A 17,633-nucleotide genomic window follows, 5' to 3' on the forward strand; every position below is an offset into this window, starting at 1 on the left:
AATCGCTCGCTATTCCGCACTATCCACCGGAAGCGGGGCCCAGTCCTCGAACCGGGCGGCCAGGTCATCCGGAGGGACGGTGCGGCCCTTGTCATCGACAAAGGCGACGTGGATTTCCGAACCGTCGGACTGGTGCACCAGTCTCATGGGCGGTGTCCGGCCTTGGCCGACCCAGCGATCGGACCACTCGCGCATTGCCAGGAACGGGAGGCGCAGCGCCTCGCCCATCTCTGTAAGGCAGTATTCCTTCCGGGGGCGGCTGCCGTCTGCCTTGTAGTCCTGCTGGGCCATCAGCCCCGAAGCGACGAGGCGCTTGAGCCGGTCGGCCAGGACAGTCCGCGGAATTCCGATCTCGGTGTGGAAATCGTCATATCGCCTCACCCCGAACAGGGCGCTGCGCAGGATCAGCAGGGACCAGCGATCCCCCAGGAAATCGAAGCTCGCCGCCAGCGTGCAATGGCTGATGTGGATCGGGGACTGTCGACGAAACGGAGGTGTGGCCATGCGGCCCAGAATATCTGGGTTGCAAAAACAAATCCAGCTTCTATGCCTAGGTATCAAATATGGACTCAGTTCGATGTGAGGAGGCACCGTCGTGAGCGCAATGAACCTGGCCATTCTCTGGCCAACCGTGGCCCTGGCAGGCCTGATATTCGTCGTCTGGTCCATTCTCCTGAGGAAGCGCTTCGCCCATATCGCGGCCAACCGGCCCACGGCTGCTGACTTCGCCAATGCGGAAGCCGTCGGCCGTTACTTTCGTCCGGTCGAGCGGCCCGCGCAGAACCTCGCGAACCTGTTCGAGATGCCGGTGCTCTATTTCGCGCTGGTCCCGTTGCTTGTCCTGACGGGCAGCGCCACGCCTGCGCAGGTAGTGCTGGCGTGGATCTTCGTCGCGCTCCGGGTGGTGCATTCCGCCATCCACATTGGCCCCAATACGGTTCGGACCCGCGCCCGCGTCTATATCGCCTCGAGCATCGTGCTGTTCGCGATGTGGTTGGGCTTCGTCATCGATCTCTTGGCAATCACCGGAGTTGGCGCATGAGCTTTTCCAAGGGCGACGCCCAGCAGCCCCATGTCCTCATCATCCATGAAGTGGAGGACTACGAGAAGTGGAAGGCGGTGTTCGACGATGCAGCTGCGATCCGGCGCGAGGCCGGAGAGATCGCCTATCAACTGCTGGCCTACGACACGGATGCCCGCCAGGTCGTCCACTTCTCGCAATGGACTTCGCTCGATGCGGCTCGCGCCTTCTTCGAATCCCCACAGCTCGTCGAAATCCGGCGTATCGCTGGCGTTCGGGCGCCGGAGTTCCGCTACCTCAACCAGATCGAGGCGAGGACGCTTTGATGGTTGCATCTGCTTGTCCTGCAGGAGTGAAGCCCCGTGTCCGTCCCCGTTAGGCTGAATCGTATCACCGCTCCTGACGTCCTCGGCAGGAAGGCTGGCGAGAAACTTGTCGTCCTCACCGCATACCATGCCCAGTCGGCCCGGATGGCTGATCCGCATTGCGACGTCCTGCTTGTCGGCGATTCCCTTGGCAATGTTCTCTATGGCTTCGACACGACCCTGCCGGTGACGCTCGACATGATGATTATGCACGGGCGGGCCGTGGTGGCTGCATCACGCCGGGCGCTGGTCGTGGTGGACATGCCCTTCGCATCGTATGAAGTCTCGAAAGAGCAGGCGTTCGCGTCGGCGGCACGCGTCATGCGGGAGACTGGCTGCGGAGCCGTCAAGCTCGAGGGCGGGGTCCATTTTGCCGAGACCATCGCCTTCCTCGTTGCCCGGGGCATACCGGTCATGGGGCATGTCGGCCTGACTCTACAGTCGATCCACACGATCGGATCGTTTAGATCCCAAGGAAAGGCCGAGGCCGCCGCCTTGGGAAGCTCCAATCAGCGGGGACCGATCGAGGCTAATGCCATCGCTGTCGCGGAGGCCGGTGCATTCTCGATGGTGATAGAAGCTGTGGTCGAGCCTTTGGCGCGCCATATCACCCAGACGGTCGCCATACCCACGATCGGCATCGGCGCGAGCCAGGTTTGCGATGGCAGGTTCTGGTCCTTGAGGACATGCTCGGGATGACGGAGCGTACGGCGCGCTTTGTTCGTCGGTTCGCGGATCTCGGATCAGAGGCCGATGCTGCGATCGGAGCCTTTGCCGATGCAGTCAGACAGGGAGCATTCCCCGCCCGCGAACATCTGTATGGGCTGCCCGCAGCATGACCGCTGGGTCGCGTGGGGCTGGGCGTTGTGATCAGATGTCGGGTTGACCGACATTTTGCCGACGCCGAGTTTGGTCTATCCTAGATGTATCAAATCTGAGTTTGTCGAAATCGGATTTGCACGCATTTTGAAAATTCACTATTTAGGCCGCTATGGCCGAACCAAATCGTAGTCGACTAAAATATGTCCTTGATCGGGTTCCTGCTGGCTTCCTGGTCGACTCGCAATGGTTGAGTGCCCATGACGTCACCAAGAGTTCCGCATCAAGCTACGATCGAGAAGGCTGGCTCGAGCGTGTCGCACGCGGCGTCTATCGCCGACCCTACCCGGGCAAACCACCGGGAAACGTTGTCGAATGGAAGATGGCGGTGCTCTCGGCCCAGTGGATCATGGATTATGATTTCCACGTCGGCGGCATGAGTGCGCTAAGCCTTGAAGGGCACAGCCACTATCTCGGCCTCGGCCGCAGCGCGGACGTCTATCTCTACGGCGACGTCCCGTCCTGGCTGTCTAGGCTAACTCTCGATACCCACGTGCTGATGCGGCGACGGCAGTTGTTCGGTTCGGAGTCTCTTGGAATCGAGAACAATGATTTCGACCCCGCGGCAGGCACTGGACCCAACCCCTGGGACTGGCCGTTGCGGCGCTCAACCCCAGAGCGCGCGGTGCTCGAAGCCTTGAACGAACTTCCCGACCAGGAGAGCTTCCACAACGTCGACATGCTTTTCCAGGGACTGGCGACGCTGCGCCCCGGTCGGCTGAGTGCCTTGCTGGGCGCCTGCAAGAGCATCAAGGTGAAGCGGCTGTTCTTCCTGTTTGCCGATCGCCATCGGCATCGGTGGCTGCCGCATATCGATCGTGCTGGGATCGATATGGGCAAGGGCCCGCGCATGCTGGTTGAAGGCGGTCGCTATGCGGCAGCCTATCAACTCGTCGTGCCAGAGGAGTTTGCGGCGCCCGAGCCAGCCAATGAGGTCGGCGATGGCGCGTGAACGCTATGCGGCCCAAGTCAGCCTTCTGGTGAGCGCAATCCCCATCGTGGCCGACGAGCCGGATTTCGCACTCAAGGGCGGCACGGCGATCAATCTCTTTTACCGGGATATGCCGCGGCTCTCAGTCGATATCGACCTGACCTACGTGCCGCTCCACGATCGCGAAACTGCCCTTGCCGACATCGATGTCGCCTTCGATCGCATTGTCGAGCGTGCACGGAAGAGTCTCCGCGGTGTCGATGCGCAACGGATCAGCGGCGGCGGCGATGGTGACACCCGGGTCCTCCTGCGTTCCGCCGATGCCGAAGTGAAGATCGAAGTCTCGCCCGTTCTTCGAGGCACCGTGAAGGCGCCGCACACCATGCGGGTCACGAATCCGGTGGAGGAGGCATTCGGCTTTGCAGAAATGTCGGTGCTTGCCTTCGAGGACATCTATGCCGGCAAGATCTGCGCGGCGCTTGATCGCCAGCATCCACGGGACCTCTACGACATCCATCTGCTCTACCAACACGAAGGCATCAACGACGACCTGTTCCGCACCTTCCTGGTCTATGCCGCCTGCTCGGGCCGTCCGATCCACGAACTGATCGATCCCAACGGCATCGATATCGACCGTGCCTTCGCGCAGGAATTCGACGGCATGACGATCGAGCATGTCCCGCTCGAAACGCTCCTCGCCGCCCGTGAGCGGCTGATCGAGGATATTCGGGCACGGACCAATGGCGCCGCCGCCGAATTTCTCCTTTCCCTCCACGATGCGCAGCCTGACTTCAGCCTAATTGGTTTACCGGAAGCAGCCGACCTCCCCGCAGTTCGATGGAAACTGATCAATCTCAGGAAGCTCATGGCGCAAAATCCTGAGAAGCATGCCGATCTGCGTGGCAGGTTGAATGCTGCAATCGGCAGATAATGCTGGCCTCGTAGGACTGGCAGCTATCGACCAGCTTAAGTCGTTCATGGTTGGCGTCTTAACGTCCACTTACGGCAGAACCTGCCATTCGCACGCTAACGTGGTCGGACAGCACTATGCCTTTTGCTCGCTCATCTGTCCGCCATGAAGGAGTGGTGGAACGAAGGCATGACCGTTATGCCTTACTAATGTCTTGGAACAGCGTCAGTCGCGCGACCGCTGATGCCAGGCCTTCTGACCTGACTTCGATCGTAGCGCTGGGTCCAGATCCGGTCGGCCGCAGGATCGCCAGCGCATGTCCATGCCAAGTCTTCGCCACAGGTTGCCGCAGGCTGGCGACACCGCGGGGGTTGGCGTTGCCGAACCCGGCCAATTCGACAGGTCCGCTCAGCGCAGCCTGAAGCACGCGCACTTCGTCGGGCAGGACCAACCCCTGCGCATCGACCACGCTGACCGTCACATAAGCCAGATCGTTCCGGCTGGCACGGATGCGTGGCCGATCGACGTCCAGCCGAAGCGCGGCGGCTGGCCCAGCGGTCTGTAGAACGCGCCGCCCAATGAGTTTCCTGCCTCGATAGGCGGACGCTATGAGCTTTCCGGGGGCATAGGGCAGCGTGAAACGAGCCTCCAGATTATCGGCATCGGTCAGCGACTGCTGCGCCACGATTCTCCCGTTCAGTGTCAGTTCGACCCGGTCGCCGCTGCTGAACACTCTGACGTCGATCGGCTTTCCGTCCTGCGCGGGCCATGTCCAGCTTTGGAGTTCATCGCCCCAACCCCATTTCGAATGAAACGGCGTCTTGCCCTCTGGCAAGGGACGAACCACGCTTATTTCGACCGGGCTAAGACCCCATAGAACGTCCCTCAGCAGGGATTGCGGCTTTTGCTGGCCGATAAGGTCGATGTCGCCGCAAAAGGCGTTAACCCAGGGATAGGCTGACTGGAAAGGGTCGGTTTCCTCCAGGGCGGACAAGCCAATGCCGGACTCGCCATAATAGTCCATCGCAGTCCAGACGAAGTCACCCAAGGCGTAAGGGGCGCGATTGACCGTGCGCCATATCGACGCCGCATCCTTCGGGAAGCTTTCGGTGCCCATGAAGATGCGCCGGGGATATTTGGGATGCTCCTTTTCATAGGCGGCATGATTGTAATTATACCCGGCGATGTCGAGGAACTGGGTAGCCGCCTGGTCGGGCGTTCCGTCGTTCCGCGTTGCAGCAGGGCCATTCCACCCGTTGATGCCAGCGGTTATTGGGCGGGTGGGGTCGATCTGGCGGATCTGATCGACTAGCTGGCGCGCGGTATCGACACCCAGCGGTCGATATTTCTCCGGTATCTCGTTCCCTATGCTCCAGATGATGACGCTGGGGTGATTGGCGTCGCGCTCGATGGCCGCGCTCAGGTCGCGCCGCCAATGGTCCTGAAAATAGATATGATAATCATCCGGGATCTTGGGAATATTCCAACTGTCGAAAGCTTCCTCGATCACGAACATGCCGAGGCGGTCGCATGCATCGAGGAAGCTCGTCGACGGAAAGTTGTGCGACGTCCTTACGGCATTGAACCCGCGCGCCTTGAGCAGTTCGATCTTGCGTTCTTCTGCCCTGTCGATGGCCACCGCGCCGATCAGGCCATTGTCATGATGGATGCAGCCACCGCGCAATTTGGTGGGCTTGCCATTGACCAGAAGCCCACGTTCGACGCTGATTTCGATATGGCGCACCCCAAAGGGAGTGACCATCCGGTCCACCACGCCGCCTGCGTCGTGAAGGGTGCATCCCGCTTCATATAGCGCCGGGCTGTCGGGAGACCATGTTGCGGGTTTGGCGATCTCCAGCGGCAGCATGGTTTCGGCCGATGCCGGTGCTTCGGCTCGCGCCACCACATGGCCATCCCCGTCTCGCAACGCCACCGCGACCGTCATTCCGGGCTTTATGCCTTCGACACGCGCCCGGACATGCACCAATGCGCGGGCGGGGCTCACTTCAGGCGTTGTCACCCGCACGCCCCAGCGGCTGAAGCGCGTGGCGCGCGTGACGTTCAGCCGGACGGCGCGATAGATGCCCGATCCAGAGTACCAGCGACTGTTGCTGCCCAAATTGGCCACCCGCACTGCCAGCACATTTTCCCCTGCCGAACGGATATAGGGCGTCAAATCCAGTACGATGGGTGAATAGCCATGAACGCCGGAGCCGATTTGCTCACCATTCAGCCAGAACTCCGATGTTCCATAAACACCGTCGAACACCAGTTCGACATGCGCATCTGCGGGCAGCCCGGCGAGAGAGAAACGCTTCCTGTACCAACCCACGCCACCGACCATATGGCCCGTATGCCGCCCACCCGCGCTGCGCGTGGACGCAATCAGCAGCGGTGGCGGCGCGCCTTCAAAGGGGCCAATCATGCCCGGCACGCTCTTGACCGGTGCCCATATGGGCGCCGTATCCACATCACGGATCACGGCATTTACGGAAGGCTCCTGCCTTTCCAGATCCTCGATGCTCCAGTCATGCGGCAGATCAAGCCGACGCCAGCGGGTATCGTTGAAGAGAGGCACCGAGGCATCGACCGCATCGCCCCGGAAGAAGGTCCATCCCGCGTCGAAGGATTGCCCCCGACGTCCCGCGGCCAACCGCTCCACTGCTGGCGAAGCCAAACCCACGCCCGCGACGCACAAAGCTGTTGACGCAGCCGCAAGTTGTAGCGTCGAGCGCCGGGAAATATGAAACTGGCTATACCGCACCTGATTGCTTCCCCCGTCTTTGGACCGCCTAAATTTATGCCATTATTTTCCAGGGGCGAGAAGCGTGCGCCTGGAAAAGGTAACGCTATACCGGAATCGTCGGCCTCGCTTTGCGATCCGGTTTGACATTTCGCGAAAACGGACCGGCACTTGAACAACGCCAGCGGCAGACGCATTGCCAGCGTGGAATCCCACGCGCCGCCGACGAGGTGCAGGAAAGCGCGGTGCCCTGACGGTCGGAACCGCCTGATATGATCGCGTCGTAAACGGCGGGCCTGAGATGCTGCCCGATCAACCATTGCCGAGCCATGCGTGGGGTCGCATGTGACGCTATTCAGCAACAGATCGCCGTTGCAACCATCTTGATATTTCAGTAACTCCGCCATAGTAAACTATTAGTTTAATAAAAGTGGGGAGGATTGATCTGATGAAACGCTGCGTTGTTTTTCTGTGCGGCTGCGCCAGCGCGCTCGGGGTCATGCCATTTTCATCCGCGATGGCTCAGAGTGGAAGCCAGCAGTCTGAGCCCGAAGAAATCATCGTTACCGCGCAGCGCCGCTCCGAATCGCTCAAGGACGTGCCGATGAGCGTCAATGTCGCAACGGGTACGCAAATTCAGAAGCTGAACATCTTCGACGTCAAGGACATCTCTCAGCTTGCGCCGGGCCTTGAACTGACCAACACCTTCGGTCGCAACAATACCGCTACCCTGCGCGGCATCACCTACGAACCCGATTCCGGCACGCTGCCGGCCGTCGACACCTATATCAATGACGTTCCCGTCGATGCGCAAACCGCGTTTACCGCGATCTATGATATCGACCAGATCGAAGTGCTGCGCGGACCGCAGGGTGCATTGCGTGGTCGCACGGCGCCCGCTGGCGCCATCACGATCCGCACGCGGCGCGCCGACCTCGACGCTGTCGAAGGCTATATGCAGGCCACCGGCACCGATCGGGCAGCCTATAATGTTCAGGGCGGCGTATCTTTACCGATCGTGCCGGGCCAACTCGCCATTCGCGTGGCGGCGCTGGTAGACGGGAACCGTGTCAACAATGTGCGGAACATCACCCGCGGCGACCGCTCCTATGCAACCACGGAGAGCGCTCGTGTCTCGCTCGCCTGGCGCCCTGCGGACAATCTGCGCGCGGACCTGAACTATCAGTATCTGACGTCGGACAGCCGCCAGTATCAGCAGGTCTCCGGCACCGGCAACCAGCCGACCTTGGCGTTCGGCGGCCTGGAGCGCAGCGGTCCGGCGGCATCGCCAAGGGATTATATCGGTGTTGCCGATGGAAACGCCCGGTTCCAGAACCGGACCCACATGATCAATCTCAACGCCAAATGGGACCTCGACAGAATCATGGTCGAGTTTAATGGCGCGCATCAATATACTAAACTGAATCAGTTGACGGATAGTGACAGCGCGAACGCCGTTCCCGGCCTTGCGCTCCCTCAGCAGGTGCAGATTCCTTATAATCAGAACACCGCAGAGTTGCGTGTCATGTCGCAGAATGACGGCTTTTGGAACTGGTCGATCGGCGGTTACTACAGCCATCTGAAAGGCGACATCTATGCCCAGCAATATTCGCCCACATTCTTCGTGAATGCGCCGGTCAACCTGGGCTTGTTCCAGCCGGTGTCCGTGCTCTCGCTGCTGCCGACCCAGCCGGGTCGTACCCTGGCGATCGCGGCATCGAGCCGCTTCGACTTCACCGACCGTCTGACTCTGGAAGTCGCCGCGCGCTATACGGACGACAAGTTCGGTCAATTTATTACCACCAATATTGCCCTGGTCCAGACGAGCAGCACCAATCCTGCTGATTATCCGATCGGTCCGATCCCGGTGATCGACCGCAAGGATCATGTCAAGCCGCTGACGGGCGGCGCGACGCTGCGCTACAAGATCAGCCCCGACTTGTCGGCCTATGCAGCCTATGGGCGGTCGTATCGCAGGCCGACAGCTTTGGTCGGCGCGCCTCAGGCGTTCACACCGGACCTGCTGGTGACCAGAGACGAACGATCGGACTCGGTCGAGGTCGGCCTCAAGGGATCGCTCTTCGACCGCCGATTGAACTTCGAACTGGCAGGCTTCTACCAGAAGTTCGATGGCTATATCGTTCGGTTGAACAACATCGCCTATGACAACGGCACTACGGTCAACGGGGTGGCCAATGGCATTCCCGATGGCATCGTGGATGGTGCCACGTCGATCAACTATAACGGCAAGGCGACGGTGAAGGGAATCGAAGCCACCCTTAGCGGTCGTCCCTCGGACAATTGGGACTTCTCGGTCAGCGCTTCCTATTCGCGAGCGCGCTTCGACAATGCCCGCCTGCCCTGCAATGACTTCAACGGCGACGGACGTCCTGATCCCGTGGCGACCACGCCCCAATCCATTACGGGCGGTGGCGTGGTGAGCTATTGCACGGTCAGTGGGCGGCTGGGAGATACGCCCGATTTCGGCCTTTCCGCCAACAGCGAACTGCGCTTTGGGACAGGCACGGTCCAGCCCTTCATCCGCGGGCTGTTCACCTATCGTCCGTCGTTGGCCTCAACCTTCTCCGCCTATAATTTCCAGAGCCGCGAAACGCTCAATCTCTTCGCGGGCGTGCGCGGACTGGACGCGCATTGGGAATTGACGGCCTTTGCGAAAAATCTGCTCAACCAGCAGCGGATCACCGCGATTTCGTCCACCATTGGACAAGTCGCGACGGCATCGGGTCTCGTCTATGATTCTGGCTATCGGACGATCGTCACGCAGTTCCCGCGAGAGTTCGGGCTGACCGCCTCCTACCGGTTCTGACCCATCCGGCGGCCGGCGCGCGGATACGGGCCGCCGTTCTTTTTCGAATGACTGGAAATTTGCATGAAACTTCGCGCACTGGCCATGACGCTTCTAGCCACGGGCAGCATCGTTGGATCGTCAGCGCCGGTCGATGCCCGGCCAGTGTCCGCCGTGCGACCGGACGCCGCCATGCCGGAGGCGGAGGTTGAAAGGCGCGTGGAAGCGCTGCTGGCACAAATGACCCCTGCCGAAAAAGCAGGGCAGCTTTTCATGTTCACCAGCTTCGCCCCGCCACCCGGCATCGATCCCGAAGTCGAAAAGGCGGTGACCGCCGGTCAGGTCGGCGGCTTTTTCCTGGCCAACGATCCCGAACGGGTCAATGCCTTGCAAAGGCTTGCTGTGGAGAAGAGCAGGCTCGGCATTCCGCTGCTTTTCGGCCTGGACGTGATACATGGGATGCGCACCATCTTCCCCGTGCCCATCGGTCTCGCTGCCAGTTGGGACATGCCTCTGGTCGAGCAGGTGCAGGCGCATATCGCAGCGGAGGCTCGTTCAGGCGGCATCGGCTGGATATTCGGTCCGAATGTCGATATCGCGCGTGACCCGCGCTGGGGCCGCATGGTCGAGGGACCAGGCGAAGACCCCTGGCTGGCCTCTGCGCTGGCAAGGGCGCAGGTGCGCGGTATGCAGGGTCCCTATCTCGGCGCGCCAGGGCATGTCATCAGTTCCCCGAAGCATTTTGCCGGCTATGGCGCGGCGATCGGCGGACGTGATTATGACGAGGTGGACCTGTCCGACAATCTGCTCTGGAACGTCTATCTGCCGCCTTTCAAGGCAGCGGTGGATGTCGGCGCTGGCGGGATCATGTCCGCCTATATGCCGCTCAATGGCGTGCCCGCCGCCGCCAACCGCTGGCTGCTGACCGAGGTGTTGCGCAAGCAATGGGGATTCAAGGGCTTCGTGGTCAGCGATGCTGTCTCGGTGACGAGTCTCGTGACGCAGGGTGTCGCTGCCGACAAGGCGACCGCCGCGTTGCGCGCCTTCGACGCTGGAATGACGATGGAGCTTGGCCTGCCAAATGGCGCGCTCGGTATGACAGGGCCTGCCGCGCCGGGCGGTTCGGCCTTCGCCAGCCTGCCCGCAGCCGTAGCCGACGGCAGGCTGGATTCAACAAGTCTGGACGACGCCGTTCGCAGGATATTGGCGGTAAAGGTCCGGCTGGGCCTTTTTGAAAAGCCTTATGCCGATCCTGCCGCGTTCGCCAAACAGAGCAGCGATCCGGCCGGGCGAATCCTGGCGGCAAAAGCCGCGGTAAAGTCCGCCGTGCTGCTGCGCAACGAAGGCAATATCCTGCCTCTCGATCCCGCGAAACTGACATCGCTCGCCGTGATCGGGCCTCTGGCGGATTCAGCCGTGGATACGGAAGGACCGTGGGTGTTCAAGCCCCGTGCCGAGGGCGTGACGATATTGGAAGGCTTGCGCGCCAAGCTGGGCAAGCGCGTCCGGATCGATTATGTCGAGGGCGCAAGAATGCCGCCGCGCCTGAACGCGCGGCTGATCGATCCACCGGCCAAAGCGGAAGCGCCCATCGATGAGAATGCCGAAATTGCGCGGGCTGTCGCTGCGGCGAACGCGTCGGATGCTGCTGTCATCGTGGTCGGTGAAAAGCTGGAGATGAGCGGTGAAAATGCGTCGCGCGCGACGCTGGACCTGCCCGGCCGCCAGCAAGATCTGGTGGACGCGGTGGTCGCCACCGGAAAACCCGTAATCCTGTTGCTGATGAGTGGCCGCCCGCTTGATCTCAAACAAAGCAAGGCGGCTGCCATCATGATGATCTGGTATCCCGGCACACAGGGCGGCACTGCCGTGGCGGACCTGCTGACCGGCGACGCCGCCCCCGGCGGCAAACTGCCGTTCAGCTGGCCGCGCAGCGTCGGTCAGGTGCCGGTGATCGCCAGCGCATTGCCGTCGCACGATCCCAGCGGCGCGGCCAAGCGCTACTGGGACGCTGTGGGCGGCGCATTATGGCCTTTGGGTTATGGCCTTGGCTACACGCAGTTCACCTATTCCGCACCCAGGGTCGATCTGACGTCCCTGCGACAGGGGCAGGCGATGAATATAGGCGCGACCGTACGCAACACTGGCGCACGTACAGGAGATGAGGTGGTTCAGCTTTACCTCCATCAACATGCAACCGTGTCCCGCCCCGTGCGTGAACTGAAGGGCTTTCAGCGCATCACGCTCAAACCGGGCGAAGCACGCGAAGTGAACTTCACCCTTACCCCTCAGGATCTGAGCTTCTGGAATCCGGAAACCAGGCAATGGACCGAAGGCGACGGATCGTTCGATATCTGGGTCGGCGGAGATTCTACCGCAGGTCAGGCGGGATCGTTCACAGTGGCGCCCCGCCCAATGCCGTGACCGGGCCGACGGTGGCGGGGGCGCGGTCGGCGATCTGATCGGTTACGCCATGCAGGAACAGCCCGACAACATCCTCGATCTCCAGGTGCATCTCCTGAATGGTGAGCGGCGCTGCTCCGACCATGATGCGTCGCTGCGTCTCCGTCAGCAGCATGGCAGTGAACAAGGTCGTCATGCGCGCTATTCGGTTCGACAAAACTCCAAAATGCGACAATATATTCTGAAGCGGCTGGGCGACGGCATCGAAAGCCTCGTCGTTGATGCGCATAATATCGGGAAACTGCCAGCCTTCACGCCCGAAAAGAGCGCCCAGCTTGAAGGATTGCTCGCGTGAGACACCTTTCAGAAGACTGAGCGCAAATTGTTGAAGATTTGTCCTGAAATCCTGGTCGGGATCAAGCGGCGCGATGTCCAGGCTGGGCATGTCGTCGGCAATAACAGCACTGAACAGCGCGGCCTTGTCCGCGTGCCACAAATACAGGGAACGTTTCGAAACCCCGGCGCGCCGTGCGACAGTGTCCATATGCGTAGCGCCATAGCCGTTCGCCAGAAACTCATGTCTGGCGGCGGCAATGACGGCAGCCATCTTTTCTAATGTTTCGTCGGCAGTCGGCCGGCCTCGACGCGAAGGCTTCACAGTCATATTTTTCCGATAAGTAACAAGCTTGTCCGCTCCCGCTCCATGATGAGGGCAGACTATGCGATTACGGGTCAGAATTAAACACCCTGCTGGAAGATGGCGGCACTGGTGCAAGGGATTTTCGGTTCCACATCGTTATACCGTTCTGCATATCTGCCAAAGCCCCATGCCTCATTGATGCGCCGTAACTGCAAACGCAAGACCAGTCCAAAGACCATAATTTCCAACTTAATTTCCGCCCGCACGAATTTTTATCGCGGTGGCATCCATCCGTTCGTCGATTAGCCTCCCAATCCACCCGACCGCTTCGGGCAAAAACCGTCGTCCAAGTAACAAGTCGTAGACGGCGGTTCTGTCCCACAATCAGCCGTGAGATGTAATGCTGGCCAAAGAACCCGCTGGCGGTCAACGACCGCCAGCTGGTGGGCGTGTGTGATCAGGATGCGCGTCGTGCCGCCGGGAAGCTGGGCCGGAGAATTTTGCCGCCATCGCGCAGTTCGTCGAGATAGTCCGACCAGCGCTGCATCATCTGCACACGCTCGTCCCAATATTCGCCGCGGGCGTAGGCCCGCCGAACCTGGTTGGTATCGACATGCGCGAGTTGCCGCTCGATCGCGTCGGGATTCCATTCGCCCATCTCATTGAGAAGGGTGGCGGCCATTGCCCGGAAGCCATGCGCCGTCATCTCGTTCGTGGTGTAGCCGAGCCGACGCAGACCTTGGTTCACAGCATTCTCGGACATCGCCTTTCTTGGCCTGCCCAGGCAGGGGAATAGATATCTCCACCAATGCGTGTGCTCGTGCAGTTCCTTCAGCATCGCGATCACCTGCCGCGACAGCGGCACGCGGTGGGGCCTGCGCATCTTCATCCGTTCGGCGGGGATAAACCAGATGGCTTCCTCGAAATCGATGTCGGACCATTCGGCCTGCCTGAGCTCGCCAGGGCGCAGTAGGACGTGCGGAGACAGGCGCATGGCCATTACCGTCACCTTGTGCCCGGTATATCCGTCGATGGCCCGCAGTAGGGCGCCCACTTCTGAGGGCTTGGTGATGGCGGCGAAGTGCTTGACCTTCGGCGCGGCGATTGCCCCTCGCAAATCGGCCGCGACATCCTTGTCGCATCGAACGGTCGCGACGCCATAGCGAAAGACCCGGCTCAGGACGCTGCGCATGCGCCGAGCGCTTTCATAAGCTCCTGTTGCCTCTACCTTGCGTAGGACGGCAAGCGCCTCATGGGGCGTGATTTGCGAGATGGGGATGGTTCCGATCACCGGATAGGCCTTGGCGAGCAGCCAGCGGATTTTGTCGACCGTCACCGGCGCGAGGCCATCCCGCTCGCACTTGACGAGCCATTCCTTGGCGACCGCCTCAAAGGTGTTGGCAGCAGCGTACTTGGCGGCGATCCTGGCGCGCTTTTTCTCCAGCGCTGGATCGATCCCTTCCGCGATCTTCCTTTTCGCCTCGTCACGCCGCACACGGGCGTCGGCCAAGCTCACCTGCGGCCATCCGCCAAGGTGGAGCGTCTTTTGCTTGTCGAGGAACCGATACTTGAAGCGCCAGAGCTTCGAGCCGTTGGGTTGGATCTGGAGATGGAGGCCTTGTGAATCGCTCAGGGTCCAAGCCTTCGCTCTCGGCTTGGCGGCATTGATCTGGATGTAGGTCAGCATAGTCGTTTTCCCAGCAAAGCCGGGTCGATCCGAGAGCACCAAAAAGAGCAACATTTTGTGGCTGCTGCTGGTGCTCTTAGCCGGATTTCGCCGGACGGTGTCTGGCGATTTTCGGTGAAGAAATGCTGTGAAACCAGCCGCTTACTGGACTTACCTGGACGTCGCCAGAGCCAGTAGTGGTGCCCAGAAGAGGACTCGAACCTCCACGACCTTGCGATCGCCAGCACCTGAAGCTGGTGCGTCTACCAATTCCGCCATCTGGGCACGGGGTAGGACGGCGCGATTAGCCGTTGGTCCTCACACTGTCAATTCCGCGACGGGCATTATTTTCTTCCTTTCTGGTTTTCTGCGCGTCAGCGTCTATTGCATCAGGCAGGACGCATTGATTGCCAGTGGAGACAGCCGATAGCCCCCTTCCAAGCCGCGCCGCTCGCGCTGTTCGCCCGTCCCGATGGGGTCCGGCTCGCCTACCGGCATCGGGCGGGTGCCGGGCCGACGATCGTCTTCCTGCCTGGCTACATGTCCGACATGGAAGGCGGCAAGGCGGTGGCGGTCGATGTCTGGGCGGCGGAGACGGGACGGCCCATGCTGCGGCTGGACTATGGTGGCAATGGCGCCAGTGAAGGCCGCTTTGAGGATGGCACGCTCGCCAGCTGGCGCGACGATGCGTTGCTGTTGATCGACGCGCTGACGGAAGGCCCGTTGCTGCTGGTGGGATCGTCCATGGGGGGCTGGATTGCCTTGCTGATCGCGCTGGCTCGCCCTGGCCGCGTTGCCGGGCTGGTCGGCATCGCGGCCGCGCCGGATTTCACCGAATGGGGTTTCAGCGATGAAGACAAGGCTCTGCTGGCCGAGCAAGGGCGACTGACGGAGCCCACTCCCTATGGCGATCAGCCGCTGGTGACGACACTGGCCTTCTGGCAGTCGGGCCAGGCTTCGCGTCTGCTGAATGGGCCGATCGCCATCGAATGTCCGGTGCGGCTTCTCCAGGGGCAGGAGGACAGGGACGTGCCTTGGCAGACAGCCCTGCGGCTGGCGCAGCGCCTGCATTCATATGACGTGCAGACGCTGCTGATTAAGGATGGCGATCACCGCCTGTCGCGCGACGGCGACATCGCGCTGCTGATCCGCATGATCGACAGTCTTTTGGACATTCTCTGATGACCTTTTTGCTTCCGCTGCTGCTTTTGACGCCGCAGGCCTATGATCCGGAAATCGAGGCGGTGATGAACCGGCCGAAGAAGGAGGAGGGCAGGGCGGTCGCACCTGCCCCTGCTGCTGCCGATGGGCGCATTCCTGTCCCCGAAAAATACGCTAAGCCGTTCCAGGCCTGCCTTGATGAAGCGCTTAAATCGTTAGACCAGGGTGTCGCCTTCGCGCAAAAATGGCGTTTGGAGGGCGGCAGCTTCTACGCGCGCCACTGCATGGGTTTCGCTTATGCGCGTGCGGAGCGGTGGGGGCCTGCAATCGTATCGTTCGAACAGGCCGCAGACGAGGCCGAGAGAACCGGCGAGATGGCGCAGAGCGCGCGCCTATGGGCGCAGGCGGGTAATGCGGCGCTGGCGGGCGGTGATGCTGCGAAGGCGCGCACCAGCTTCGATGCGGCACTGGCGCGCGGCCTGCCTGATGGCATGGAAAAGGGTGAGACCTATCTGGACCGCGCGCGCGCCCTGGTCACGCTCGGCGATGTCAAGGAAGCGCGCGATTCGCTTGATACGGCACTGCTTCAGGTGCCGAAGGATCCGCTCGCCTGGCTGCTTTCTGCAACCCTTGCCCGCCGATCGGGAGAGTTGAAGCTGGCGCAGGCGCATATCGCACGGGCGGTTCAGCTTTCTCCCGATGACGCGTCGGTGGCGTTGGAAGAGGGCAATATCGCTGTCCTGACCGACCATGCCGACATCGCCCGCTCGGCCTGGCAAAGGGCGGTCAAGCTGGCGCCACAATCACCCGCGGGCAAGGCGGCTACGGATAATCTCACCCGGCTGCCGCCCGCCTGAACCCGCCTATTTGAGGTAGAAGTCGACGGTCGTGACGACGCGGACCTTCTTGTAGGGCGTGTCGCTCGATCCGTCCGCCTCTCCATCGCGTGGATCGATGGAAAAATAGCCCTGGGTGGCGCTCTTGATGGCCCCGACGCTGGCGCCGCTGTCGCGTGCGAATTGCTCGGCTGCGGCGCGTGCATCGCGGGTCGCGGCGGCCACCATGGGCGGCTTGACGTCGTTGAGCTTTGTGAAGCTGTAACGCATCCCGGAACCTTCCTGCAGCGTGACGCCCCGGCGGACCAGGTCAAACTGCTGCGCTACGGCTCGCTGCGCGCGTGCGATGTCGGTGGTGCGCAACAACATGCGTTGAGTGATCGTAATCGTGTTGGCGCCATTATTGATATATTGATTCACGCCCGCGCCCGTGGGGGTCAGCGCCTCCGGCTTGAAGCCGAGGCTCGTGAAATAGGCTTTCAGCTCTCGTGTGTTGTTGTCGATCTCGGCGCGCACGGCGGGCAGGTCGAAACCGGTCGCGGCGTAGCTGATCGACCAGGTTGCAAGGTCGGCCGTGACATTGCGTTCCGCCAGGCCCCTCACTGTGACCGACCGGTCCGCAGCCTTCGCGCGCTTCAGCCCGTCACCCAGCAGATAGCCGCCGCTGACCAGCCCCAGCGCCAGCAACCCGGCACAGCCCAGCAGCACCTTGTCGCGATACTCGATTGCCATTCGCGTCTCCTCTTCCATCCACGCCTGCGCTGCCCTATCTTGGGATCATTCCTGCCACTGCCGAGATGAACCGTTGCTTGACAGCGACGAACGGAGCGACCGCTTGACCAAATATCTGCATACGATGATCCGCGTGACTGACGTTGACCGCACTGTCGCTTTCTTCAAGCTGTTGGGGCTGGAGGAGCAGAAACGCTTCGACAATGAAAATGGGCGCTACACGCTCGTTTTCCTGGCCGCGCCGGGGGATGAGGATGCTCAGGTGGAGCTGACCTACAATTGGCCACCGGAAGATGGCAGGCCAGCGGAAAGCTACGGCGAGGGTCGGAATTTCGGCCATCTCGCCTATCGCGTCGATAATATCTACGAGGTGTGCCAGCGACTGATGGATGCGGGCATCACCATCAACCGCCCCCCGCGCGACGGCCACATGGCCTTTGTCCGCACGCCCGACAATATTTCGATAGAGCTATTGCAGGACGGTCATCTCGATCCGGCCGAACCCTGGGCGTCCATGCCCAATACCGGCGTCTGGTAAGC

14 protein-coding genes, 1 tRNA gene and 1 pseudogene are annotated in these 17,633 nt (G+C 61.3%); 10 read left to right on the forward strand and 6 right to left on the reverse strand.

The window, feature by feature from the left end; translation table 11 throughout:
• Positions 1-9: 9 nt before the first annotated feature.
• The gene (locus tag ACZ5YV_RS11975; protein ID WP_464787811.1) at positions 10-504 is read right to left on the reverse strand and encodes a winged helix-turn-helix transcriptional regulator; all 495 of its coding nucleotides are present in this window, start codon (positions 502-504) and stop codon (positions 10-12) included.
• 100 nt (positions 505-604) lie between these two features.
• On the opposite strand from ACZ5YV_RS11975, the gene ACZ5YV_RS11980 reads away from it, so the two are divergent.
• The 5 genes and pseudogenes from ACZ5YV_RS11980 to ACZ5YV_RS12000 all read left to right on the forward strand — a co-directional run bounded on the left by ACZ5YV_RS11980 (position 605) and on the right by ACZ5YV_RS12000 (position 4,127).
• Entirely contained in the window at positions 605-1,042 is a 438-nt protein-coding gene (locus tag ACZ5YV_RS11980; protein ID WP_464789215.1) for an MAPEG family protein, read from the forward strand.
• Positions 1,039-1,347: an antibiotic biosynthesis monooxygenase gene (locus ACZ5YV_RS11985; RefSeq protein ID WP_464787812.1), complete on the forward strand. Its 309-nt coding sequence runs from the start codon at positions 1,039-1,041 to the stop codon at positions 1,345-1,347. Before ACZ5YV_RS11980 ends, ACZ5YV_RS11985 begins: the two co-directional genes overlap by 4 nt.
• A 36-nt stretch (positions 1,348-1,383) precedes the next feature.
• Positions 1,384-2,225 (forward strand): annotated as a pseudogene (gene panB / locus ACZ5YV_RS11990) (3-methyl-2-oxobutanoate hydroxymethyltransferase).
• A gap of 152 nt (positions 2,226-2,377) precedes the next feature.
• Positions 2,378-3,217, forward strand: coding sequence for a type IV toxin-antitoxin system AbiEi family antitoxin domain-containing protein (locus ACZ5YV_RS11995; RefSeq protein WP_464787813.1), 840 nt, complete (start codon positions 2,378-2,380; stop codon positions 3,215-3,217).
• Positions 3,207-4,127 carry a nucleotidyl transferase AbiEii/AbiGii toxin family protein gene (locus tag ACZ5YV_RS12000; protein WP_464789216.1) on the forward strand — a complete coding sequence of 307 codons (921 nt, stop codon included), beginning with the start codon at positions 3,207-3,209 and terminating at the stop codon, positions 4,125-4,127. The genes ACZ5YV_RS11995 and ACZ5YV_RS12000 overlap by 11 nt, the downstream gene beginning before the upstream one ends.
• 175 nt (positions 4,128-4,302) lie before the next feature.
• Here ACZ5YV_RS12000 and ACZ5YV_RS12005 read toward each other — a convergent pair whose 3' ends face one another.
• A complete protein-coding gene (locus ACZ5YV_RS12005) occupies positions 4,303-6,783 on the reverse strand; it encodes a glycoside hydrolase family 2 TIM barrel-domain containing protein (RefSeq protein ID WP_464787814.1) in 2,481 nt (826 codons plus the stop codon).
• Between the two features lie 514 nt (positions 6,784-7,297).
• Here ACZ5YV_RS12005 and ACZ5YV_RS12010 point away from each other — a divergent pair.
• On the forward strand, positions 7,298-9,676 hold the full coding sequence (locus tag ACZ5YV_RS12010) for a TonB-dependent receptor (protein WP_464787815.1): 2,379 nt from the start codon (positions 7,298-7,300) through the stop codon (positions 9,674-9,676).
• Positions 9,677-9,739: 63 nt separating this feature from the next.
• Positions 9,740-12,079 (forward strand): glycoside hydrolase family 3 N-terminal domain-containing protein, encoded by a 2,340-nt coding sequence (locus ACZ5YV_RS12015; RefSeq protein WP_464787816.1) that lies wholly within the window; start codon positions 9,740-9,742, stop codon positions 12,077-12,079.
• Here ACZ5YV_RS12015 and ACZ5YV_RS12020 read toward each other — a convergent pair.
• The 3 genes from ACZ5YV_RS12020 to ACZ5YV_RS12030 form a co-directional block, all read right to left on the reverse strand.
• On the reverse strand, positions 12,051-12,665 hold the full coding sequence (locus ACZ5YV_RS12020) for a TetR/AcrR family transcriptional regulator (RefSeq protein WP_464787817.1): 615 nt from the start codon (positions 12,663-12,665) through the stop codon (positions 12,051-12,053). The two genes, ACZ5YV_RS12015 and ACZ5YV_RS12020, sit on opposite strands and share 29 nt — an antisense overlap.
• A gap of 490 nt (positions 12,666-13,155) precedes the next feature.
• The gene (locus ACZ5YV_RS12025; RefSeq protein ID WP_464787818.1) at positions 13,156-14,385 is read right to left on the reverse strand and encodes a tyrosine-type recombinase/integrase; all 1,230 of its coding nucleotides are present in this window, start codon (positions 14,383-14,385) and stop codon (positions 13,156-13,158) included.
• 177 nt (positions 14,386-14,562) lie between these two features.
• Positions 14,563-14,649, reverse strand: a tRNA-Leu gene (locus tag ACZ5YV_RS12030).
• Between the two features lie 141 nt (positions 14,650-14,790).
• On the opposite strand from ACZ5YV_RS12030, the gene ACZ5YV_RS12035 reads away from it, so the two are divergent.
• Entirely contained in the window at positions 14,791-15,546 is a 756-nt protein-coding gene (locus ACZ5YV_RS12035) for an alpha/beta fold hydrolase (protein ID WP_464789217.1), read from the forward strand.
• Entirely contained in the window at positions 15,546-16,382 is an 837-nt protein-coding gene (locus tag ACZ5YV_RS12040) for a tetratricopeptide repeat protein (RefSeq protein ID WP_464787819.1), read from the forward strand. The genes ACZ5YV_RS12035 and ACZ5YV_RS12040 overlap by 1 nt, the downstream gene beginning before the upstream one ends.
• A gap of 6 nt (positions 16,383-16,388) precedes the next feature.
• Here ACZ5YV_RS12040 and ACZ5YV_RS12045 read toward each other — a convergent pair whose 3' ends face one another.
• Positions 16,389-17,093 (reverse strand): SIMPL domain-containing protein, encoded by a 705-nt coding sequence (locus ACZ5YV_RS12045; protein WP_464787820.1) that lies wholly within the window; start codon positions 17,091-17,093, stop codon positions 16,389-16,391.
• Positions 17,094-17,196: 103 nt separating this feature from the next.
• Here ACZ5YV_RS12045 and ACZ5YV_RS12050 point away from each other — a divergent pair, with 103 nt between their 5' ends.
• A complete protein-coding gene (locus ACZ5YV_RS12050; protein WP_464787821.1) occupies positions 17,197-17,631 on the forward strand; it encodes a VOC family protein in 435 nt (144 codons plus the stop codon).
• Positions 17,632-17,633: the final 2 nt, after the last annotated feature.

This window comes from Sphingobium sp. TomTYG46, from assembly GCF_055396345.1.

Bases quoted from the DNA above. Each gene is read 5' to 3' on its own strand.
- ACZ5YV_RS11975 (WP_464787811.1), bottom strand. From the start codon at position 504: ATGGCCACACCTCCGTTTCGTCGACAGTCCCCGATCCACATCAGCCAT.
- ACZ5YV_RS11980 (WP_464789215.1), top strand. From the start codon at position 605: ATGAACCTGGCCATTCTCTGGCCAACCGTGGCCCTGGCAGGCCTGATA.
- ACZ5YV_RS11985 (WP_464787812.1), top strand. From the start codon at position 1,039: ATGAGCTTTTCCAAGGGCGACGCCCAGCAGCCCCATGTCCTCATCATC.
- ACZ5YV_RS11995 (WP_464787813.1), top strand. From the start codon at position 2,378: ATGGCCGAACCAAATCGTAGTCGACTAAAATATGTCCTTGATCGGGTT.
- ACZ5YV_RS12000 (WP_464789216.1), top strand. From the start codon at position 3,207: ATGGCGCGTGAACGCTATGCGGCCCAAGTCAGCCTTCTGGTGAGCGCA.
- ACZ5YV_RS12010 (WP_464787815.1), top strand. From the start codon at position 7,298: ATGAAACGCTGCGTTGTTTTTCTGTGCGGCTGCGCCAGCGCGCTCGGG.
- ACZ5YV_RS12015 (WP_464787816.1), top strand. From the start codon at position 9,740: ATGAAACTTCGCGCACTGGCCATGACGCTTCTAGCCACGGGCAGCATC.
- ACZ5YV_RS12020 (WP_464787817.1), bottom strand. From the start codon at position 12,665: ATGGCTGCCGTCATTGCCGCCGCCAGACATGAGTTTCTGGCGAACGGC.
- ACZ5YV_RS12025 (WP_464787818.1), bottom strand. From the start codon at position 14,385: ATGCTGACCTACATCCAGATCAATGCCGCCAAGCCGAGAGCGAAGGCT.
- ACZ5YV_RS12040 (WP_464787819.1), top strand. From the start codon at position 15,546: ATGACCTTTTTGCTTCCGCTGCTGCTTTTGACGCCGCAGGCCTATGAT.
- ACZ5YV_RS12045 (WP_464787820.1), bottom strand. From the start codon at position 17,093: ATGGCAATCGAGTATCGCGACAAGGTGCTGCTGGGCTGTGCCGGGTTG.